General features: G+C 63.7%; 19 protein-coding genes. 14 read left to right on the top strand and 5 right to left on the bottom strand.

What is annotated here, in order from left to right; genetic code table 11:
• The first annotated feature begins 7 nt into the window (after nucleotides 1–7).
• Nucleotides 8–778: an exodeoxyribonuclease III gene (locus tag AC0L2M_RS31270; protein WP_473536847.1), complete on the top strand. Its 771-nt coding sequence runs from the start codon at nucleotides 8–10 to the stop codon at nucleotides 776–778.
• A gap of 59 nt (nucleotides 779–837) precedes the next feature.
• On the opposite strand, the gene AC0L2M_RS31265 is transcribed toward AC0L2M_RS31270, so the two are convergent.
• Complete coding sequence (locus tag AC0L2M_RS31265; RefSeq protein WP_473536846.1) at nucleotides 838–1,302, bottom strand: GFA family protein; 465 nt, start codon at nucleotides 1,300–1,302, stop codon at nucleotides 838–840.
• Nucleotides 1,303–1,521: 219 nt separating this feature from the next.
• Here AC0L2M_RS31265 and AC0L2M_RS31260 point away from each other — a divergent pair, with 219 nt between their 5' ends.
• The 3 genes from AC0L2M_RS31260 to AC0L2M_RS31250 all read left to right on the top strand — a co-directional run bounded on the left by AC0L2M_RS31260 (nucleotide 1,522) and on the right by AC0L2M_RS31250 (nucleotide 6,428).
• The gene (locus AC0L2M_RS31260; protein WP_473536845.1) at nucleotides 1,522–3,003 is read left to right on the top strand and encodes a WD40 repeat domain-containing protein; all 1,482 of its coding nucleotides are present in this window, start codon (nucleotides 1,522–1,524) and stop codon (nucleotides 3,001–3,003) included.
• Between the two features lie 81 nt (nucleotides 3,004–3,084).
• Entirely contained in the window at nucleotides 3,085–4,359 is a 1,275-nt protein-coding gene (locus tag AC0L2M_RS31255; protein ID WP_473536843.1) for a tetratricopeptide repeat protein, read from the top strand.
• A 53-nt stretch (nucleotides 4,360–4,412) separates the two neighbouring features.
• Nucleotides 4,413–6,428, top strand: a complete 2,016-nt coding sequence (locus tag AC0L2M_RS31250; protein WP_473536842.1) for an amidase — start codon at nucleotides 4,413–4,415, stop codon at nucleotides 6,426–6,428.
• A 58-nt stretch (nucleotides 6,429–6,486) separates the two neighbouring features.
• On the opposite strand, the gene AC0L2M_RS31245 is transcribed toward AC0L2M_RS31250, so the two are convergent.
• On the bottom strand, nucleotides 6,487–6,816 hold the full coding sequence (locus AC0L2M_RS31245) for a hypothetical protein (RefSeq protein WP_023799016.1): 330 nt from the start codon (nucleotides 6,814–6,816) through the stop codon (nucleotides 6,487–6,489).
• 177 nt (nucleotides 6,817–6,993) lie between these two features.
• On the opposite strand from AC0L2M_RS31245, the gene AC0L2M_RS31240 reads away from it, so the two are divergent.
• On the top strand, nucleotides 6,994–8,616 hold the full coding sequence (locus AC0L2M_RS31240) for an ABC-F family ATP-binding cassette domain-containing protein (protein ID WP_473536841.1): 1,623 nt from the start codon (nucleotides 6,994–6,996) through the stop codon (nucleotides 8,614–8,616).
• A gap of 67 nt (nucleotides 8,617–8,683) precedes the next feature.
• Here the strand turns inward: AC0L2M_RS31240 and AC0L2M_RS31235 are convergent, their stop codons facing one another.
• Complete coding sequence (locus tag AC0L2M_RS31235) at nucleotides 8,684–9,115, bottom strand: SAM-dependent methyltransferase (protein ID WP_473536839.1); 432 nt, start codon at nucleotides 9,113–9,115, stop codon at nucleotides 8,684–8,686.
• Nucleotides 9,116–9,675: 560 nt separating this feature from the next.
• Here AC0L2M_RS31235 and AC0L2M_RS31230 point away from each other — a divergent pair.
• The 7 genes from AC0L2M_RS31230 to AC0L2M_RS31200 all read left to right on the top strand — a co-directional run bounded on the left by AC0L2M_RS31230 (nucleotide 9,676) and on the right by AC0L2M_RS31200 (nucleotide 17,474).
• A complete protein-coding gene (locus tag AC0L2M_RS31230; RefSeq protein WP_473536885.1) occupies nucleotides 9,676–10,980 on the top strand; it encodes a mechanosensitive ion channel family protein in 1,305 nt (434 codons plus the stop codon).
• 292 nt (nucleotides 10,981–11,272) lie between these two features.
• Nucleotides 11,273–12,403, top strand: a complete 1,131-nt coding sequence (locus AC0L2M_RS31225) for a KamA family radical SAM protein (protein WP_287346168.1) — start codon at nucleotides 11,273–11,275, stop codon at nucleotides 12,401–12,403.
• 755 nt (nucleotides 12,404–13,158) lie between these two features.
• Nucleotides 13,159–13,527 carry a BA14K family protein gene (locus tag AC0L2M_RS31220; protein WP_287324292.1) on the top strand — a complete coding sequence of 123 codons (369 nt, stop codon included), beginning with the start codon at nucleotides 13,159–13,161 and terminating at the stop codon, nucleotides 13,525–13,527.
• 125 nt (nucleotides 13,528–13,652) lie between these two features.
• A complete protein-coding gene (locus AC0L2M_RS31215; RefSeq protein ID WP_287346164.1) occupies nucleotides 13,653–13,982 on the top strand; it encodes a DUF2934 domain-containing protein in 330 nt (109 codons plus the stop codon).
• A gap of 3 nt (nucleotides 13,983–13,985) precedes the next feature.
• Nucleotides 13,986–14,135 (top strand): hypothetical protein, encoded by a 150-nt coding sequence (locus AC0L2M_RS31210; RefSeq protein WP_287346162.1) that lies wholly within the window; start codon nucleotides 13,986–13,988, stop codon nucleotides 14,133–14,135.
• 166 nt (nucleotides 14,136–14,301) lie between these two features.
• A complete protein-coding gene (locus tag AC0L2M_RS31205) occupies nucleotides 14,302–16,074 on the top strand; it encodes an adenylate/guanylate cyclase domain-containing protein (RefSeq protein ID WP_473536837.1) in 1,773 nt (590 codons plus the stop codon).
• A gap of 461 nt (nucleotides 16,075–16,535) precedes the next feature.
• Entirely contained in the window at nucleotides 16,536–17,474 is a 939-nt protein-coding gene (locus tag AC0L2M_RS31200; RefSeq protein WP_198032584.1) for a TRAP transporter substrate-binding protein, read from the top strand.
• A gap of 6 nt (nucleotides 17,475–17,480) precedes the next feature.
• Here AC0L2M_RS31200 and AC0L2M_RS31195 read toward each other — a convergent pair whose 3' ends face one another.
• Entirely contained in the window at nucleotides 17,481–18,620 is a 1,140-nt protein-coding gene (locus AC0L2M_RS31195) for a winged helix-turn-helix domain-containing protein (RefSeq protein WP_473536836.1), read from the bottom strand.
• A gap of 210 nt (nucleotides 18,621–18,830) precedes the next feature.
• Between AC0L2M_RS31195 and AC0L2M_RS31190 the strand changes: the two genes are divergently transcribed.
• Complete coding sequence (locus tag AC0L2M_RS31190) at nucleotides 18,831–19,325, top strand: DUF6647 family protein (RefSeq protein ID WP_245477812.1); 495 nt, start codon at nucleotides 18,831–18,833, stop codon at nucleotides 19,323–19,325.
• A gap of 176 nt (nucleotides 19,326–19,501) precedes the next feature.
• Nucleotides 19,502–19,714: a DUF6074 family protein gene (locus tag AC0L2M_RS31185; protein ID WP_353682563.1), complete on the top strand. Its 213-nt coding sequence runs from the start codon at nucleotides 19,502–19,504 to the stop codon at nucleotides 19,712–19,714.
• A gap of 102 nt (nucleotides 19,715–19,816) precedes the next feature.
• Here AC0L2M_RS31185 and AC0L2M_RS31180 read toward each other — a convergent pair whose 3' ends face one another.
• Nucleotides 19,817–20,005 carry a hypothetical protein gene (locus AC0L2M_RS31180; protein WP_473536834.1) on the bottom strand — a complete coding sequence of 63 codons (189 nt, stop codon included), beginning with the start codon at nucleotides 20,003–20,005 and terminating at the stop codon, nucleotides 19,817–19,819.
• Between the last annotated feature and the right edge of the window lie 293 nt (nucleotides 20,006–20,298).

Raw genomic sequence — 20,298 nt, 5'->3', positions numbered from 1 at the left:
CAGGCCGATGAAGATCGCCACCTTCAACGTCAACAACATCAACGGCCGGCTGCAGAACCTGCTCGCCTGGCTGACTGTCGCCAAGCCCGACATCGTCTGCCTGCAGGAACTGAAGGCCAGGCAGACGCAGTTTCCGCGCACAGCACTCGCCGCGGCCGGCTATGGCGCGGTTTGGGTGGGACAGCCGACCTGGAACGGCGTCGCAATACTGGCGCGGGGTTCAGAACCGGTTCTGACCCGCGAGGCGCTGCCCGGCGACGACAGCGATAACCAGGCCCGCTACATCGAGGCGGCGGTTAGCGGCATCGTCGTCGCCTGCCTCTATGCGCCGAACGGCAACCCGCAGCCCGGCCCGAAATTCCAGTACAAACTTGCCTGGCACCAACGCCTGAACGCGCATGCGGAAGAACTGTTCGACACCGGCCTGCCGGTGGTGCTGGCGGGCGACTACAACATCGTGCCCGAGCCGCGCGACATCTATCCGACCCGCTCCTATGACGACAATGCGCTGGTGCAGCCGGAAAGCCGGGAATCCTTCGCAGCGCTGCTCGACCAGGGCTGGACCGATGCGCTGCGCAAAAAACACCCGAAGGAGACGCTCTACACATTCTGGGATTATCGCCGCAATCGCTGGCCGCGCAACGCCGGCCTGCGGCTCGACCATATCTTGCTGTCCAAGAAACTGACGCGCCGGCTGGCCGGGGCAGGCATCGACCGCGACGTCCGCGGCGAGCCCGGCGCCAGCGACCACGCCCCGGTGTGGGTGGAGTTGCGGTGAGGGCGGAGATTGGCCGTCATTGGCGGTTTCGCCAATCTTAATCCTTCATGCGCAACCGGTCAGCCCGGTCGCGCGCCTTCGCGGGCGAAGGCCTCGATCAATGGCGTATACCCCTCAAGGTCGGTCTGGGTGGCGAAGCTGTGGCTGGCGGCGGTCGTTGCCCAGGGCAGGCTTTCCGACGTGAAGACCTCGACGAAGGACACATACCAATGATGCTCATCCAGCATGGTCGCGCGAACGTTGACGAAGAAGTCCAGGCCGTGCGGATGTGTGAACATCCAGTTCTTGCAGTGCGGGCAGTAGAGTTGCCGGTGCGGGCCATGCATGCCGCCGACCACCGGCTCGCCTTGCGTAACGCTGAAGCCGCTGCTTGGCACGGCCATGGTCAGGGAATAAGCGCTCGCGCTCAGCTTCTGACAGCCGGTGCAATGACAGGCCATGGTCAGCAAGGGCGGCGCACTTATGCGAAAGCGTATCCCACCGCACAGGCAGCCGCCGTCCCAAGGTAGTTTCCAATCATCCATCCCTTGGCCTCGGTGCTGAGTTCCCTGGCAGGCGATTCTAGCGCGCGACCGGGCAACATTGCGGCGACCAAGAGTGTCGCCAGGCCATATCGAGCGCTTTGGCGCAGGCGCGCGTTTTGCGCTCGCTGTTTCGCTCTTCGGAATTGACCGGGCATCGACAAACCCGGCGCCGACCTGCATCATTGCGGACGAAGCGAACAGCGGCGCGAGGGGAGCCCGATGTACAGGTTTGTCGACAGGCTGCTGGCAATGCTGCTGCTGGCGATCGGCATGCTCTGCTTCACACGCGTGTATTTCGCGCTGGGCGGCGAGGGCGCCGGCGACGCTTTCGCGTCCGCGCGCCTGGCTTTTTTCGGCGCCGCGGGTGTTTTCTCAGCTCTTGCCGCCCTGCTGTTCTGGGCCGGCCTGTTGCCGGGCCGATCGACGCTCGCTCCGAAGACGCCTCTGTTCGGCAGGGGCGCCGAACTGCAACCCGGCGGACGACCACGCCTGCGGCGGCTCTTTGCCGTCGTTCCGTTCCTCGCCGTGCTCGCTCTGGTGGCCGACCAACTCGGCCCCTGGTCGCGGCAGCCACAGGACGCCGGCAAAAGCCTGATCGCCCAGCAAACCGTGCCGAGCGCGCCGGAAAGCCAAGAGGTCACCAGCGCACCGGCCCCGGAACCGGAAGCGGCTCCTGCCTCGCCATCCGAGGTCGCGCTTGCCCCACCTGTCTCACCGCCGGAGCCTGCTCCAGCCCCGGCTGCGCCACCGCAGACCGTCGCGCCGCTGCCTCAGGCTCCGCCGCCGCAGCCGACGCAGCCCGATGGCCACCGCGAGCCCGTCATCTGGCTGGCGGTGGCGTCCGACGGTCACTCGATCATGAGCGCCAGTACCGACCGCACGATCAAGCTCTGGGATATCGATGGCAAGCGCCTGATCCGCACCCTCGGCATCCACAAGGACATGGCGCGTACCGCGCTTTTCCTGCCCGATGGGGCGCGGGCGCTGACGGCGGGCGACGATGGCGAGATCGTGCTGCGCCAGCTCGCCGATGGCGCGGTGCTGCACGTCTTCTCGTCAGGCCAGAACGGCGGCGTCAACAAGCTCGCGATCGGCCCGGACGGCAAACGTGCCGTCAGCGGACACGACACCGGCAGGGTCATCGTCTGGGATATCGATAAGGGCTCGGTGCTGCATGTGATGCCGGGGCACGACTGGTCGATCAGCGGGGTCGCCGTCTCGCCCGACGGCACACGCGCGATCAGCGGCAGTATCGAGGGCACGCTAAAACTATGGGACATCGGCGCCGGCAAGCAGCTGCGCAGCTGGCACGGGCATGAGCGCGGCCCCTATGGCGTCCTGTTCATGGCCGACGGGCGCCATCTGATCACCGGCAGCGGCGATTATACGATCAAGCTCTGGGATCTCGACACCGGCCGCGAAGTCCGCCGCCTCGAGGGCCATTCGGGCACGGTCTATGCGCTGGCGCTGTCCGCCGACGGCAAGCGGCTGCTGTCCGGCTCGCTCGACGGCACGGCGCGGCTGTGGGACATGGAAACCGGCAGCGAGATCGCCCTGTTCGACAGCCGGTCCGGTCCGGTCTACGCGGTGGCGTTCGCCGCCGACGGCACGGTGCTGACCGGCGGCTACGACCGCACCATCCGGGACTGGCCGGCGGGCGGCGGAGACGGGGTGGTGCTTTTCGCCGGAGCGCCAGATTGATTAGATTTTCAAGGTGCGAATATTTCGGAAAGAGGCGGCGTGCGCTAATGATTACCGCTAACGACAAATGGATTGGCGAACGTGAGCAGTGAAGACTGGCCGCTTGAGGCGAACACAACTGTGTCCATTTTGCCCGTGCCACATCGCCGAAGAATCTTTCCCATCGTCTTGCTTGTGTTGGCTGCTGTCGTGCTGTTTTGGCCAGCTCGCAATTATTACGTTCAGTGGTCGGCCATCCAGAAGGCGCAAGCGGCATTCCTCGACAAGGACTACGCCGAGGCATTCCGCCACTGGAAGATAGTGGCCGACGCCGGCAACCCCGATGCGCAGAACAATATTGGTTTGATGTATTGGTTAGGCCAAGGCGTTGCTCGGAATGACGCGCTGGCAGTGAACTTTTGGCGCAAGACCGCAGAGGCAGGAAACCTAGATGGTGCGTCCGGCCTCAGCCAAGCTTATTATGATGGCAGAGGTATCGGAAAAGACGATCAGTTGGCCTTAATGTGGGCGCGGAAGGCTGCGGACAATGGGCACGCAAATGGTCAACACTTCCTTGGCGTTCTCTATTCAGAAGGCCGGGCGGTGGCGAAGGATGACCGCAGGGCGTTCGAATGGTGGATGAAAGCCGCGGCCAGTGGCCTCGCCGATGCGCAATATGCCGTTGGAACTGCATATGCGTTGGGAAAAGGCGTGGGCAAGGATGACGCAAAGGCATTTTCCTGGTTCAGTAAGGCGGCCGATCAGGGATATCCCAACGCTCAATTCGCTGTTGGCCAAGCCTATTCACAGGGTTGGGGGGTTCAACATGATCATGCTCAGGCTGCCGTCTGGTGGCGTAAAGCGTCCGAACACGCCAACGCCCAGGCACAAGCCGCGCTTGGCTATGCATATTCAATCGGCAACGGTGTTACCCAAAGCGATGCGGACGCAGCGTCTTGGTGGCTCAAGGCGGCCAATCAGGGAGACGTCAGTTCGCAACTGAACCTGGGGGTCGCCTATTCGAAAGGCGCTGGTGTTAGCCAAAGCAAGGCGGACCCGGTTTCGTGGTGGCTCAAGGCCGCAAAGCAGGGAGATACCCAGGCCCAGCTCCTCGTGGCATACGCCTATGCCAATGGTGAAGGCATCGCCAGAGACCACAAATCTGCTGAGTTCTGGTGGCTGGCTGCCGCGAAAACGGGAAATGTCGATGCCGAAGCCAGTCTTGGGATGCTGTACTATCGCGGCATCAATGGACAGCCGGACTACAAAGAAGCTGCCAAATGGCTGCTCAAGGCTTCATCCCATGGCCATCCCGCTGTCCAGATTTATCTGGATATGATGAAGGAAGACGGTCTGTTGGACACCAAGACATTGTAGGTAAAGATCATAGTTGAAACTGTTGCGGATAACAGACGTTTGGCTTTCCCACAGTGACCGATCTCCACATCGTCGAAGCGTCGATCGCAGAGCTGCGGCGGGCGCTGGAGGCCGGCACCGTCACCAGCGTCGAACTGGTCAGCGCGTATCTCAGGCGCATCGCCAGGTACGACCGCCATGGCATCGCCCTCAATGCCGTTCCCTTGCTCAATCCCAAAATGTTCGAGGAGGCGGCCGCGTCCGACTGGCGCCGCAGGAATGGTGCTGCGCTCGGGCCGCTGGACGGCATCCCCTATACCGCCAAGGACAGCTACAAGGTATCAGGCATGACAGTCGCCGCCGGCTCGCCGGCCTTCGAGCATCTCATCGCCAACGAGGACGCCTTCACCATCGGGCGGCTGCGGGCCGGCGGCGCGGTGCTGATCGGACTGACCAATATGCCGCCAATGGCCAATGGCGGCATGCAGCGCGGCGTCTACGGCCGGGCGGAAAGCCCCTACAATGCCGATTACCTGACCGCCGCCTTCGCGTCGGGCTCGTCGAGTGGCTCCGGCACCGCGACCGCCGCCAGCTTCGCCGCCTTCGGGCTTGGCGAGGAGACATGGTCGTCGGGCCGCGCGCCGGCGTCGAACAACGCGCTGGTCGCCTACACGCCGTCGCGCGGCGTCATTTCCGTGCGCGGCAACTGGCCGCTGGTGCCGACGATGGACGTGGTGGTGCCGCATACGCGCAGCGTGCCCGACATGCTCGAACTGCTCGACGTGATCGTTGCCGACGACCCGAACACAAGGGGCGATTTCTGGTGTGCGCAGCCCTGGGTGGCGCTGCCGAAGAGCTCGGATGTACGGCCGCCACGCTACACCGGCCTCGATCTGGAGGGAGCGCTGCGAGGCATGCGGCTCGGCGTGCCCCGCATGTATATCGGCCGCGATACGGAGGCCGAAATTGCGATCCAGACCCGCGCCTCGGTGCTGGAACTGTGGCAGCAGGCGGCGGCCGATCTGCGGCGGCTCGGCGCTGATGTGGTCGAGGTCGATTTTCCTGTCGTCTCCAACTACGAGCGCGACCGGCCGGGCACAAAAAACATGGTCGATCGCGGGCTGATTCCCAAAGGATTCGCCGAGCGCGAGATCTGGGACCTGTGCGTCTTCGCCTGGGACGATTTCCTGCGCGCCAATGCCGACCCTACCATCGCCGATCTCGCGTCGGTCGACGGCGCAAAAATCTTTCCGCAGCCGCCGGGCACGCTGCCGGACCGTTATGAGGACAGTTTTGATGTGGCGGAATATGTCGAGCGGGCCAAGCGCGGCGTCACGGCATTCCTGACCATTCCCGAGCTGGAGGCTGGCGTGAAAGGCCTGGAGGCGACGCGGCGCATCGGTTTCGAGGATTGGCTCGGCGCGCAACGGCTCGACGCAGTGGTGTTTCCCGCCGTCGCCGATGTCGGTCGGGCCGATGCGGATGTCGACGAGGCCTCCGCTGCGCTGGCCTGGCGCAACGGCACCTGGGTCGCCAACGGCAATCTGGTGTGGCGCCATCTCGGCATTCCGACCGTCACCGTGCCGATGGGCACGATGGCCGATATCGGCATGCCGGTCGGCCTAAGCTTTGCCGGCAAGGCCTATGAGGATACGAAGCTGCTGCGGCTGGCCGGCGACTTCGAGCGTTTTGGCCGGCGCCGCAGCCGCCCGCCGCGCACGCCGGAACTTCCCGACGATGTTTTTTTCGCCCGCCACAACGCGAGCACGCCCGGCGAGCCGCCGCCGCTGACCGTCACGCTTGCCGCCGAGACGCGCCATGCCGGTGATGACGATGAGATAACCATCATGCTCGACATCGATGGCGGGGCCGGAACCGACACTCGTGTGAAGGTGCATGTCAACGGCGAGCCTGTCACCATGCAGCAGACCGGGGCGCGCCTGACCGGGCGCGCGGTGGTGCCGGCCAACGAGCATGAGAGAATCCACAGCGTCTGGCGTGGCTCGTACGGCTCGATCGTCACCGCTATCGTGCGTCTTGAGGACGGACGCGCCGCCGGCGCCTACGTGGTGACCGGCGGGATCGGGTGACCATCGCGCTTCGCCTTGTGCTGCGGCGCGCCGTCTGCAAACGGCTTTTCAATTCGCGTCAGTCCGGCTTGCAGGGGTCGGCCTTGGCCGCTGCTGTCTTCTCGCCCTCCTGCTGCGCCTCGACATCCTGCTGCGAGGTGGCAAGGTTTTTATCGCCGCCGGCTTCCTGGTTGGCAAGCGGCATGGTGTTGCCGGTCTTGTTGGCCGGGCCGCCCTTTACCCTGTTACCGGTATTCGCGTCGGTTTCGAGGGGCGCGCGCGTTGCGTCTTTTGCGACGCCTGATTGAGCTTCGATCGATGCGGTCGTGTCGTGGCAGGTAGCGCTTGCCGTGCCGGCCGTCAGCCCGATCATTGAGGTGGCGAGCAAAATAGCGGTTAGGGTCTTCATCTCGTTTTCCTTCGCTGTTTGAGGTCATCTTTCTAAACTGCCGGCCCTATCTGAGGTTCCGCCAATTCAGTTCGAACTTCGAATGTGGCGTCGTATTCCGATTGATTTGCGGGCTTCCGCAGGCGCCGCCTTTCGCGTATTGGCGCGGGGAAACTCCCTTGGGCGCGCGTGAAAAGCATGATTCGACTGGAAAGCATCAGCAAGCAGGACGGCCGGCAGATCGTCTTCATCGAGGCCTCCGCCTCCTTGCAGAAGGGCGAGAAGGTCGGCCTGGTCGGCCCGAACGGCGCCGGCAAGACGACGCTGTTTCGCATGATCAACGGCGAGGAGCAGCCCGACGAGGGCCAGGTCTCGGTCGATCGCGGCGTCACCATCGGCTATTTCAGCCAGGATGTCGGCGACATGGCGGGCCGCAGCGCGGTTGCCGAAGTGATGGACGGCGCCGGGCCGGTGAGCGAAGTGGCGGCCGAGATGGGCGCGCTCGAAGCGGCCATGGGCGATCCCGATCGCGCCGACGAGATGGACGCCATCATCGCCCGCTACGGCGACCTGCAGGCGCGTTTCGAGGAGCTCGACGGCTATGCGCTGGATGGCCGCGCCCGCGAGGTGCTGGACGGCCTCGGCTTCAGCCAGGAGATGATGGACGGCGACGTCGGAAAACTTTCCGGCGGCTGGAAGATGCGCGTGGCGCTGGCCAGGATCCTGCTGATGCGGCCCGACGCCATGCTGCTCGACGAGCCGAGCAACCATCTCGACCTGGAAAGCCTGATCTGGCTGGAACAGTTCCTGAAGAATTATGACGGCGCGCTGCTGATGACCTCGCACGACCGCGAGTTCATGAACCGCATCGTCGACAAGGTGGTCGAGATCGATGGCGGCTCGCTGACCGCTTACTCCGGCAACTATGAATTCTACCAGCAGCAGCGGGCGATCGCCGACCGGCAGCAGCTGGCGCAGTTCGAACGCCAGCAGGCGATGCTGGCCAAGGAGATCGCCTTCATCGAGCGCTTCAAGGCGCGCGCCTCGCACGCTGCCCAGGTGCAGAGCCGGGTGAAGAAGCTGGAGAAGATCGACCGCGTCGAGCCGCCAAAACGCCGCCAGAAAGTGTCGTTCGATTTCCAGCCGGCGCCGCGCTGCGGCGAGGACGTGGTGACGCTGAAGAACGTCCACAAGGGCTATGGCAGCCGCCCGATCTATCAGGGGCTGGATTTCCAGGTGCGCCGCCGCGAGCGCTGGTGCGTGATGGGCATCAATGGCGCCGGCAAGTCGACGCTGCTGAAGCTGGTCGCCGGCGCTTCCGAGCCGGACAATGGCACGGTGGCGCGCGGTCCCAGCGTCAGGATGGGATATTTCGCCCAGCACGCCATGGAAGTGCTGGAGGGCGAACGCACCGTGTTCCAGACGCTGGAGGGCGCCTTTCCGCAGGCAGGCCAGGCGCCGCTCAGGGCGCTTGCTGGCTGCTTCGGCTTTTCCGGCGACGAGATCGAGAAGAAATGCCGGGTGCTGTCGGGCGGCGAGAAGGCGCGGCTGGTGATGGCGCTGATGCTGTTCGACCCGCCCAACCTGCTGGTGCTGGACGAGCCGACCAACCACCTCGACATCGCCACCAAGGAAATGCTGATCACGGCGCTCTCGCAATATGAAGGCACCATGCTGTTCGTCTCGCACGATCGGCATTTTCTGGCGGCGCTGTCGAACCGTGTGCTGGAACTGACGCCGGAGGGCATCCACACCTATGGCGGCGGCTATACGGAGTATGTCGAGCGAACCGGGCAGGAGGCGCCTGGGTTGCGGAGCTGAGGCGCAGAGCGGCGTTGCCGCTCATCATGACCCAAACGCTCGATTCCGGAAAGGAAGCACGGGCTGCTCAGCCGTGTATCACAATTTCGCGCAGCGGATCGCCGCCGTCGATGAACAGCCGGCCTTGCGCCGTCAACGCGGCCTTGAGCCGTTGCAGGGCGATTTTTCCTGCCTCGGGATGACGCCCGTCAAACGCGCCGACGCGCACCGCAACGGCAATGTCGAAATGCTTCTCGTCCGCCTCCAACTGGAAATCCTCGATGGCGACCTGACGCAGGCTCAGCCGGCCCGCTGCAATCTCGGCGCGCGAGGCGGCCCTGGCCTGCGTGATGGCCTTGGCCGAGCGGTCGATCGCCAGCACGTAGCCGTCGCCAATCCGGCGCGCGATCTCGCGCGCCGCAGCACCCGGGCCGCAGCCGATCTCCAGCACCCGCATGCCCTGCCGCAAAGGCAGCGCATCGACGATCGCCAAAAGCCTTGGCGACAAGTCGTTCGCCATTCCGCTTCTCCAGCTCTTTCCGTGAGCCGAGATTAGCGACCATGGCTGGCGACGGGAAGGCCGACACCTGAGGGGATCGCAGACGTCGTCGATGTTTTCACCGCCGGTGGTGAACGCCCCTTGATCGATTATCGAAGAGGCCGACGATCGGTCGACTTCTCAACTGCGCGACAGGAACAGTAGGGGATACTTAAAGAGGAAATAGACCCCGAGCGGCCCGGCGTCGTTGGCCTGAGGGGGGCGGGACTGGCGCCGAGCCTAACCGGTTGGGGGGTAGATCACCGGCCACCTGCATACATACGCTAAATCTAATTTAAGAGCAAGCTAATGTAATGGTGATTCAATGTTGCGCGCTGGCGATTTTCCAGCGGTTGTTTCCAATCAGTTGATGATTCTGGCGGCCGCCTCCTGGTCGCGCGCGTCATGGCGGCGGCTACGCCTGACATGTTGAGCCTACCGGCCAAGAGGCGCGCCGGGGGCGCGGGGCTGAAGCGCAGAGCGCCGGCTTGACCCTGCACCAGGCCGGCGACATTGTGCTGTTCCATAACGGTCGTGTGGGAATGGATTTTCGCAACGCTATCGATGAATCGCTGGCCTGGGCCAGCCGGTGGTTCGACTACGCCGTCACGCCGTGGTTCTTCTATCAGGCTGCCATCATCGTCACGCTCTTCCTCGTCGCGAAGCTCGCAGCGCAGCGCATCGAACCGCTCGTGGAGAACCGGGCACGCCAGATCAAGGGGCATCCCGGACTGTTGAGGGTCGTCGTTGCCCTGTTGCGGCGCACCGACTGGATTCTGTTCACGGTCTTCCTGCTTGCCGCGCTCGTTCTCATGCGCGCCGTCACCTGGCCAAGCCGGACCCATTTCATCTATATCGCGCTCTCGCTATCGCTTGCGTGGCTGTTTGCGTCGGTGCTGTCGCGCATCGTCCGCAATCGCTTTGTCGCGCGGGCTCTCGCCTGGCTGACCTGGATCTATGCGGCCCTCGTCATCCTGGGCATCGATGACGACGCCGCGACTTTCATGGAAGGCCTCGCAATACCTTTGGGCGCGGTGCGCCTTTCGGCGCTCATGGTGCTGAAAGCGGCGCTGCTGCTGATCGCCACGGTTTGGCTTGCGGTGGTCGTCGGCAAGTATATCGACGAGCGCGTCCGCATCTCCGAAGAGCTGACGCCCTCGATCCGCGTCCTCGTCGGCAAGGTCGCAAAGGTCGCCCTTGTGCTGGTGGCGGGTGCCATCGCCCTGTCCTCCGTCGGACTAGACCTGACGGCCCTGACGATATTCTCCGGCGCCGTCGGCGTCGGCCTGGCTTTCGGGCTGCAAAAGGTGGTTTCGAATTTCGTCTCCGGCATGATCATCCTGCTCGACAAGTCGATCAAGCCGGGTGACACCATTTCGCTCGAAGGCACTTTCGGCTGGGTGCGCGAATTGCGGGCGCGGTTTGTCTCGGTGGTGACGCGCGACGGCCGCGAGTACCTGATCCCGAACGAAGACTTCATCACCCAAAGGGTCATCAACTGGTCGTTCAGCGACAACCTCGTGCGGCTCGACGTGAATTTCGGGGTCTCTTACGACGCCGACCCGCATAAGGTCAGTGAACTGGCCATCAAGGCCGCCATGAGCGTCGGCCGTGTCGAAGCGGACCGGCGGCCGGTCTGCTGGCTCACCGACTTCGGCGAATCCTCGCTCAATTTCGTGCTGCGCTTCTGGATCCACGACCCTCAGCAAGGCCTGACCAACGTGCGCGGCAGGGTGCTGCTGGCGCTGTGGGACACTTTTAGGGAAAACGGCATAGACATCCCCTATCCGCATCGCGAGATCATCATGAAGCCGGACGGGCGTGCTGAGAAACCAGGCGGGCGCTGAAGCTGCCAATCTTCCCCCTTGTGGGGGAGATGTCCGGCAGGACAGAGCGGGGCGCTGTCCCGCCGACTTCTCTCACCGATCCGCTCTCACGCGCATTCGCTTAGAACGTCCTTTGCGCGTTCAGAACGAACAAGGTTGGCGATCCTTCGCGCCCCCCTCTGCCCTGCCGGGCATCTCCCCCACGAGGGGGGAGATTGGCAGCTTCGGCGCCGTGCGCGTTCGCGAGTGCATCCGGCAAGGGTTCGCACCCCGGCTCCAATGCTGTATCCAGCCCGAATTCAAGGAGCCTGCGATGACCTCACACCTCGATACCCCCGACGCCGTCATGGCGGCCGACGACGAGCCCGCCTACGACAGCACGTGGCAGGGCGATGTTCGCGCCGGCGTGCGGCAGGTGCGCGATCTCGACTCCCTGCCGCTTTCGCCAGCCGAGCGCGCGGCGGCTCAAGCCGCGGCCACGCGCCACAAGGTTCGCATCCCAAAAGCCTATCTCGACCTGATCGACTGGAGCGACCCCGCCGATCCGATACGGGCGCAGGTCATCCCGTCGCCCGACGAGCTGGCTGAGCAGGAGGGCGAGCTCGACGATCCGATCGCCGACCACGCCTTCAGCCCGGTGCCGCGATTGACGCATCGCCATGCCGACCGGGTTCTGCTGTTTGCGACCTACCAGTGCGCGGTCTATTGCCGGTTCTGCTTTCGCAAGGAGTCGCTGACCTCGATCGGCCGGGGTTTTTCGCGCGAGGCGCTGGAGCCGGCCTTCGCCTATATCGAGGCCCACCCCGAAATCCGCGAGGTGATCCTGACCGGCGGCGATCCGCTGTCGCTGCCGGACAGGGCGCTGGCAGAAATCCGCGCCCGCATCGAGGCGGTTGCGCATGTGCGGCTCTTGCGCATCCACACGCGCGTGCCCGTAGCGCTGCCCTCGCGCGTCACGTCAGGAATGGTTCGCTCGCTGCAGGGCCGGCTGATGGTCACAGTCGTCACCCATTTCAACCACGCGCGGGAGATCACGCCGGCCACCGAAGAAGCCTGCCGCGCGTTGCGGCAGGGCGGCTTCGTGCTGCTCAACCAGAGCGTCCTGCTGAAAGGCGTCAACGACACGGTCGAGGTGCTGGAGGAGCTGTGCCGCGAGCTAATGTACCGCCTCGGCGTCAAACCCTATTACCTGCACCACGGCGACCTCGCGCGCGGCATGGCGCATCGGCGCACCACGATTGCCGAGGGACGGGCGCTGGTCAGCGCCTTGCGGGCGCGCCTGTCGGGCATCTGCAACCCCGTCTACGTGCTGGACCTGCCGGACGGCGGCGGCAAGGTGCCGCTCGGGCCGTGCTACGTCGAGGCGCGGGACGGGGAGACCTGGCGGATTCGCGGGCAGGACGGGACGGTGAGGACCTACACGGAGCTTGTCGGCGACCTCTGAAACCTTGGTTCCTCGCCCCCGCAAGCGGGGGAGAGGTGGCCGCCAAGCGGCCGGAGAGGGGCCTTTCGAAACACGGAAACCTCTCCCTGGATGAAGGCCTTATGGCGCAAGCCTGCGCAAATTCCCCCTCTCCGTCTCGGCTTCGCCGAGCCACCTCTCCCCCACGTTCGTGGGGGCGAGGAACCCAGGTTCTGCGAGAGGAGCCAGCCTCGGCGACATCCGCAACATTCACCACAAAACCGTGTCCGCCCCGGGTCGACTGCGCCCCCGCACACGAGCCGCGCCTGTCCGAGTTGCCTGGCACGCCGCGCTAGTTGGAACCGGATCCAGTGCCTCGCATTTTAACAGATGACGGGGCAAAGGAGCGCAAGGTGAGAGCTTTATCGGCGGTACTTGGCGGCTTCGTGCTGACGCTGGCGGTTTTCGCCAGTGGATTGGCTTTCGCCCTGTGGATTCTCTCCGCCGAACCGGTGCGGCCGGTCGCTCCGACTTCCAGTGTTGCCGAACTGTGGCCGAGGGAGCCGCGGAAGGTCAACCCCGCTTCGCAGCATCTTGAGCGCCTTCCCGCGGTCCCAGAGGTCACGGAGGTCGCAGCGGTCCCAGAGGTCCCAGCGGTCCCAGAGGTCCCAGAGGTAGCAGAGGTCCCGTCTGATCAGGCCCCATTTGATCAGGCCCCAGTTGATCGCGCCGCGAAACCTGCCGATGCCGCAGCTTCGTCGCCCGACACCACCGCTACGGCCTCCGTCAAGCCGGCAATGCCGGCAACGGACGAGCAGCAGGCGATGCCCGCCGCCCATGTGGAATGGTGCGCGAGCCGCTACCGCTCCTACAGGCCAAGCGACGACCACTACATCTCCTACAGCGGGGAGCAGCGTCCCTGCGTCTCGCCCTATCTCGATGCCGGTGCGGCCGACCGCGCCGCACAGCCTGCCGACGATGGCGCCAGCTATGTCGAGGCGACCGACACGTGGTCGATGGATGGCGATGTTCCGGCGGATGAAACCGGCGGCGCCTGGCTTCCGCCCGACCACGTGCAATATTGCTTCAGCCGCTACCGCTCCTATCGGCCGGAAGACAACACCTACCAGCCCTATTCCGGCGGCCCGCGCCGGCAGTGCGAGTAGGTGGGTGCTGAGCGGCGAACTGGCGGCCGCAGTGCATGGCGCCTGTGCGACCGCCGATCACGCAGATTTCTTGGATCGTTCGTGTTGGCGCGGCGTTCATCCGAATACCCACAGGAGGAATCAGCATGAGCGACGACCGGGAAGACAAGATCCGTGAGCGCGCATACCAGATCTGGGAACGCGAAGGCGGGATCCACGGCGATCCCGAGCGGCACTGGCACCGGGCCGAGGCCGAGATCGACAGGGAGGCAGCCCTGCCGCTGACGGCAGGCGATGCCCTGCCGGAAACCCGCGAGGTCGCGAGCTCCGACGTCTTGACGGTGGAGGCCCTGGCGGTGCGCACCGGCATATCGGGCGAACAGGCGCAGGAACTGATCGACAGGCTGGGCAACGACCGGGCGGCGATCGAACAAGCCGCGCGCAATCTCAAGGGGAAGCAGTGGCTCCGGGAGTGACAGATGATCAGAAAACTCAAAGACGGGAAATGCCGCCTCTATTCGCGCAAGAAGGACGAAAAAACCGGCAAGCGCCGCAATCTCGGAACGTTTGACAGCCGCGAGGCTGCGCAGAAGCACGAACGCGAGGTGCAGTATTTCAAGAAGCATTGAGGGGGGCATTGATGGCCGTCGCTTGCCAGGCAGCTGCGCCGGATGACCCCCATTACTTCGGCGTAGGGTGTAGAATTCTAGCGAGTGCAGGATACCGCTCTGGGGACAGCGAACTTTCATGTTTCCCTGCCTCTTCGTGTTATTGTGGATACGAGGAGATTGGCCCGTGAGCGAGAGCCGCAAGCTAGCCGCGATCCTTGCCGCTGATGTGGTCGGGTACAGCCGGCTGGCGAGCACGGATGAAGATCGTACGTTGGCCCGGTTGCGGGCACTTCGAAGCGACCTGATCGACCCGACCATCGCCGTCTACAACGGTCGTATGGTCAAGCGCACAGGCGATGGTGCGTTGGTTGAATTCCGCAGTGTGGTAGACGCCGTGCGCTGCGCCATAGAAGTGCAGAATGGCATGGTCGAGCGCAACGCCGGCGTGCCCGAGGACCGCCGCATCGAATTTCGGATTGGGATACATTTGGGCGACGTGGTCGAAGAAAGCGACGGCGACCTGATGGGCGACGGCGTCAACATCGCCTCGCGTCTGGAGGGTGTCGCGGCCCCGGGCACCATCTGCCTGTCCGAAGACGCCTATCGGCAAGTCAAGACGAGACTAGACGTTTCGGTCAGTGATCTCGGCGACACCCAGCTCAAGAATATTGCCGAACCGATCCGGGTTTATTCACTCCGAGTCGGCACCGCGGCTCACGCAAAGGCGCCTGTGACCCACGAACTTTCGGAAGCTCTGCTTTCCACGGCGGCACCGCCTCAGTTATCGATCGCCGTGCTGCCCTTCGCCAACATGAGCGGTGATGCCGAGCAGGAATATTTCGCCGACGGAATCTCCGAAGACATCATCACAGCTCTCTCAAAGCTGTCGCAGCTGTTTGTGATCGCTCGCAATTCGTCCTTCACTTTCAAGGGCAGGAACGTGAACGTTCAGGAGGTGGGCCGGAACCTCGGCGTGCATTACGTGCTGGAGGGCAGCGTCCGCAAATCCGGCAACAGGGTACGTATCACCGCGCAGCTTATTGACGCGACCACTGGCGGACATCTGTGGGCGGAGCGCTTCGATCGCAACCTGACCGATATCTTTGCCGTTCAGGATGACGTTACGCAGCAAATTGTCGACGCGCTGGCGCTCAACCTGACAAAGAGCGACCAGCAGCGGCTCGCGACCGAGCAAACCGGCAACCTGGACGCGTATGACTGCTTTCTTCATGGCCGAGAGCAGCTATGGCGGTTCACGAAAGCGGAAAACATCAAGGGCCGGGAGCTGTTGCAGCGCGCCGTCGAATTCGACCCGAAATTCGCTCCCGCCTACGCGTTCCTCGCGTTCGCAAACATACTGGACTATGCAAACCAGTGGAGCTCGTCGTGGTCGAACGCAATGGCACAAGCGGAAATGTTCGCGGCACGGGCAGTGGCGCTCGACGATCGATATCCTTACGCACATTGGGCGCTGGGCATCGTCGAATTGTATTCGCGACGGCATGAGGCGGCCATCTGCTCGGCTAAACGCTTGATCGCTCTTGCGCCAAATCTTGCCGAGGGGCACGAAAATCTCGGTTACGCACTGCATTATTCCGGCAAGCCTGAGGACGCACTCCGGTGTTTCGACAGGGCAATGGCCTTGAACCCGTATTATCCGGACGTGTACCTTCACTTCCAGGCGCAAGCGATGTTCCAGTTGCGCAGGTACGAAGAGGCAATTGGGATCCTGAGGCGGCGACTTGTTCGTAACCCTTCCACCGACGTCTCACGCGTGCTCCTGGCGGCGAGCTACGGCCATCTGGGTCGGTTCGAAGAAGCCCGTCGCGAGTGGCAGGAAGTGTTTCGCGTCAACCCCCAATACTCACTGGAACATCGCCGCAAAGTGTTGCCCTACAAGGATCCCAACGATTTCGAGCTGATCGTGGATGGCCTTCGCAAAGCCGGCCTCGTATGAGCACCTGACCGGGCGAGGTCCGGTATTGAACCTTGCAGCCACTGCTTCGAAGGAACAGCACGACCGCTGTGCGGCGCGTTGATGACTGGAGCGGGCCGAGAGCAGACCGGCGGCTTCGGGGTAATGGATCGTTAAGAGCGGACATTCAGTCGTTGACATTACCGCGACCTAGCCCCTGGCAGACCTTCGCCTCAGCCGGGCCCTGCCGCTTGCCGTGGGATGGGGGTTCTTGCACGCATCTTCCGTCCGAGATGTCCCGGGACTCCTGTTACGGCTTAGACTACTCGGTCTGAAACGTGGTAAGTTCGAGGGCCAACGGCGAGGGATTTCAACCGCCGCGGCGTGAGAGTGGAGCCATGCCGAGTCCTTTCCAAGTTCTTCGTCCTCTTGGCAGGCTGACGCTCGCCCTCTGGCTTGCTACGGGCCCTGCCGCTAGCCAGGAAGGGGTCGTGCACTGGCGCATGAACAGTCTGCTCCATCCCAAGCTCTTCGGCGAAGCTGGTGAGCGCTTCGCCGAAACGGTGCGGCGGCTGTCGGACGGCGGCTTTATCATCGAGGTCCATGACCGGCTGGTGCTCGACCAGGACACCTTCGGCGCCCTGAACTCAGGGCTGGTCGACGCGGTGTGGGGCTCGGCAGGCCATCACCACCGCGAGGATCCTGCGCTGACAATCTTTACCGGCTTTCCCTTTGGTCCTGACCCGGCCGGCTTTACCGCCTGGATGAAAGGGGGCGGTGGTGCCGAGGCACTGGAGGCGATCTACGCGCGCCACGAAATGAAGAGCCTCTATTGCGGTATTCTTCCCGCAGAAGGCGGAGGCTGGTTCCTTGCGCCAGTCGAGAGTTCCGCCGATCTGGAGGGGCTGGCTATGCGCAGCTTCGGTTACGGCGCTCGGGTTCTGCAGAAGCTTGGGGTTGTCCCCTACGAACTTCCAGCCGAGGAGATCCGGCCGGCGCTGGAAGCTGGGCTGATCGATGCGGCCGAATTTTCGCTGCCGTCCATCGATGCCGAACTCGGCATCGCGGAGGTCGCCAAGTACCTCTACTTCCCGGGCTGGCAGCAGCCGGTAACCTCACTTGAAATTCTGATGCCGCAGAAGACCTGGGCCGCGCTATCAAATCACCAAAAGGCCGTGCTGGAGACTGCGTGCGGCGACACCCTGTCCTGGACCGCGGCCGAGGCAGCGGTTGAACAGGTCGAGGCTATCGCGGCTTTTCGCGCTATGGGCGTCGAGCTGCATGCCTGGCCTGACGAAGTGCTTCTCGATCTGAGGGAGGCGTGGAACGAGGTCATCGCGGAGGAGACCGCCCGAGACCCGCTGCTCGCCGATGCCTGGAAGAGCTATCTGCAATTTCGCGATCGGTACGGCGATTGGCAGGCGCGCGCCTACGCCAAGTAGCCGGGATCAGCCCGGCATGCCAGCCAACCTGAGCCCCTCCAGCACAATGGCGAGGCCGCTTTCGTCGGCTAGGCCATCGAACGATTGCGCCACGCCCGTAACGGTCTGCTCGGGCCGGTGCCCAAGCGCGGCCGTGACGACCCTGGCCGCTTCTTCCAGCCGGCCGGCATGAGCAAGGCTCGCGGCGAAGAGCCATCCTGGCCACCACCGCGCGTTTGCGAAAGTCCCGGCGCCATAGAGCGGGCCAAGTTCCTCTGCAGCTCGCGCCGGTTCTCCCGCGAGCAGGTAGCTCAGGCCAGCGACCTGGTGGTGCCAGTCCTGCGGCGTCGGATCGAGGCGCAGCGCCTGCTGGATTGTCAGGACCGCCTCGTCCGATCGGCCTGTCAGGGCCAGCGCTTGGGCAAGCACCGCCAGGTTGTCGGAATCCTCAGGATCGATCGTCACCGCCGCTCGGGCATTTGCCAGTGCGTCGACGGGAGAACGCATTTCCGGGAAGGGGGAGAGTAGCCGCATCTCTGCGAGCAGCCGGTGCGATCGCGCACCGCCCCCAAGCGCCACTGCGCGCTCCACCATCTCGAGCGCCCGCGCCATCTCACGACGACCGCCTCCCCACGCAAGGTGCTGAACTTCCAACCAGTAGGTCAATCCGAGGCTTGCCCAAGCCCCTGCATGTCCGGGATTGTCGGCCACCACGGCCTCGAGAAGGCCCCGTGCCTCTTCGTTGTCCCCACGCCGCCGCCAGTCTCGTGCCGTAATGAGCTCGTTTGCCTGCACAACCGCTCCATCTGCCGCGCTGAGTTCCACCACGGAATCCCGCGGTTGCGCGAGCCAGAGAGTGGCCATCGCCACTATGAGCGCTGCAGTCAGCCCGCTCGTCCATGCCATCCAGCGCTTCCAGCCAGGCTCGACCGGCTCCTCCGCCTCTGAGCCCGGGCCTACGAGCATATATCCTCGCCTTGGCACCGTTCGCAGCAGGCCCATCCCCTCCGGGCCAAGCGCTCTGCGGATATCGCTTACGCATTGAGCAAGGGAGTCATCGGAGACGAACACATCCGGCCAAGTCGCCTGAACGAGATCGTCTTTGCTGACCAGCTGTCCGCGTCGCTCGGCGAGCACTTCAAGCACCCGGTATGACTTCGGCCGCAAGAATCGCTCCGTGCCGGAACTATCCTGAAGGCAACCGCGCGTACGGTTCAGGACGAAATCGCCGAAGCGAATGCTGCGTGGGTAATCCATACCGGAGCCCGAGGGTGCGACGGCCAGATTATAGCAGGATTTCGTGACTCTTTCAGAGAGCTTTCATGACCTTCTGCGCCGGCGGGCGCAGCCTCGGCTTGATCACCCGAGGAGGCGCTCATGCGCAGATCAGTTTTAGGGCTCGCCGTCGTGTGTCTCGCCGCGGCCAATCCGGCCGCCGCAGCCGAGCCGGTAGAAACGCCGCCTGTGCTCGAGACCATCGGACTATGGCTCGCAGCGAACTACGACCTGCCGTTGGCGCAGCCTCCCGCCCTTGTCACCGCGCCCGCGATCGAACTTGTCACGATGCGCTACGGCGCCGGGTCTACCGTCTCGTCGCCGGAGGTCGTTGCCGTCTATGATGAAGGCGTCAATACCATCTTTCTTACCGCAGGCTGGACGGGCCGCACCCCGGCCGAACTGTCGGTGCTGGTGCACGAGATGGTTCACCACCTCCAGGCCGCCGCCGAGATGCGCTTCGCCTGTCCAGGGGAGCGCGAGGCGCTCGCCTATCGTGCCCAGGACGCTTGGCTTCGGCTGTTCGGCACTGACCTGAAGAGCACCTTTAGCATCGACCCTGCGACACTGCTTGTCGCCACAGTGTGCACTCATTAGGTCGAAGAAAACGAAGAGCGAAAGCTCCTTCCTTGGAGCAAGTGGCCAGTCCGTCTGCGGCAAAAAGAGGAAGCGGATGTTAGGCTGCATGGCCCGACGTGGTGGCCTGAACTAATTCACATGCCTTGCTCTGAAACCTGCAGTTAACTAAACGGCCCTACCTTCCACCCAACTCGGTGCGTGGGGGTTCAGTGCAGTCAAACGTTTGTGCATTTCCGCTGTATCGGCAGAGAAGAATCGTCAGCGTCGTAGCGGAAGCACTCTCATCCAAGGACGGAGAGCACGCCAATCGCTTCTGGCGCCAGATCGCGAGAAACCTTCTCCGACAGCTCGTCGCATCGGGTGTGGCTGTTGAGACAGCCGAGGAAGAAATCCGGATGCTGCTCTGAGTTGTCCTGGGTGAGATGCAGCGGAACAGCGTCGGCGGGCGAAAGTAGTCAATCAGAGCGGACGAAACGGACCTTATCCTCTCGCTTAAGCAGGAAAACTTTTTAGCCCGCGTCCGCCCAAGCATCCTGCGCAGCGTCTCGATGCTCGGTATCATCCTCCCACCATTGTGGATGAGCGGCGCTGTTGTGGAGCATGCGCTTCGTGATAGCTTCAATCTCTTCGAAAGTTAGGATTGCCTCCGGCAGCCTTTGTCTTTTGAGGTGTTCACGAAGTTGATCGTAAACGCCCATTCTGTCCTCCCTCAGAAACAGCACTCGATCCAGATGCGGCGTTCGTCCTGTGTACGCCACTCGCTGGAAGCGCCAGAATGTCCACCTTCTTGAAATCAGTCAAAGTGCTCATCTGGCCGATCGGCCTATAGAATGGTCACTCTTGCGCTGGTGGAGGCAAAGTTTGCCTCCACGCCCGACATGAGGCGCATGCCGGTCCGGCAGTTTGGGGCCGAAGAACGAACCCGCTGCGCGGGATGGGCGCGTGGGGTGAGGTAGAGATCACGAACCGGACGTCGCGCTCGCATTGAGGG

This window comes from Mesorhizobium sp. WSM4806 (assembly GCF_055811635.1).
The sequence above is the reverse complement of the archived record's forward strand: the minus strand, read 5'-3'. Positions and strand labels throughout refer to the sequence as shown.

Excerpts from the sequence above, each read along its gene's own strand:
- AC0L2M_RS31270 (WP_473536847.1), top strand. The coding sequence starts at position 8 with ATGAAGATCGCCACCTTCAACGTCAACAACATCAACGGCCGGCTGCAG.
- AC0L2M_RS31265 (WP_473536846.1), bottom strand. The coding sequence starts at position 1,302 with ATGGATGATTGGAAACTACCTTGGGACGGCGGCTGCCTGTGCGGTGGG.
- AC0L2M_RS31260 (WP_473536845.1), top strand. The coding sequence starts at position 1,522 with ATGTACAGGTTTGTCGACAGGCTGCTGGCAATGCTGCTGCTGGCGATC.
- AC0L2M_RS31245 (WP_023799016.1), bottom strand. The coding sequence starts at position 6,816 with ATGAAGACCCTAACCGCTATTTTGCTCGCCACCTCAATGATCGGGCTG.
- AC0L2M_RS31240 (WP_473536841.1), top strand. The coding sequence starts at position 6,994 with ATGATTCGACTGGAAAGCATCAGCAAGCAGGACGGCCGGCAGATCGTC.
- AC0L2M_RS31235 (WP_473536839.1), bottom strand. The coding sequence starts at position 9,115 with ATGGCGAACGACTTGTCGCCAAGGCTTTTGGCGATCGTCGATGCGCTG.
- AC0L2M_RS31230 (WP_473536885.1), top strand. The coding sequence starts at position 9,676 with ATGGATTTTCGCAACGCTATCGATGAATCGCTGGCCTGGGCCAGCCGG.
- AC0L2M_RS31225 (WP_287346168.1), top strand. The coding sequence starts at position 11,273 with ATGACCTCACACCTCGATACCCCCGACGCCGTCATGGCGGCCGACGAC.
- AC0L2M_RS31220 (WP_287324292.1), top strand. The coding sequence starts at position 13,159 with ATGCCGGCAACGGACGAGCAGCAGGCGATGCCCGCCGCCCATGTGGAA.
- AC0L2M_RS31215 (WP_287346164.1), top strand. The coding sequence starts at position 13,653 with ATGAGCGACGACCGGGAAGACAAGATCCGTGAGCGCGCATACCAGATC.
- AC0L2M_RS31210 (WP_287346162.1), top strand. The coding sequence starts at position 13,986 with ATGATCAGAAAACTCAAAGACGGGAAATGCCGCCTCTATTCGCGCAAG.
- AC0L2M_RS31200 (WP_198032584.1), top strand. The coding sequence starts at position 16,536 with ATGAACAGTCTGCTCCATCCCAAGCTCTTCGGCGAAGCTGGTGAGCGC.
- AC0L2M_RS31190 (WP_245477812.1), top strand. The coding sequence starts at position 18,831 with ATGCGCAGATCAGTTTTAGGGCTCGCCGTCGTGTGTCTCGCCGCGGCC.
- AC0L2M_RS31180 (WP_473536834.1), bottom strand. The coding sequence starts at position 20,005 with ATGGGCGTTTACGATCAACTTCGTGAACACCTCAAAAGACAAAGGCTG.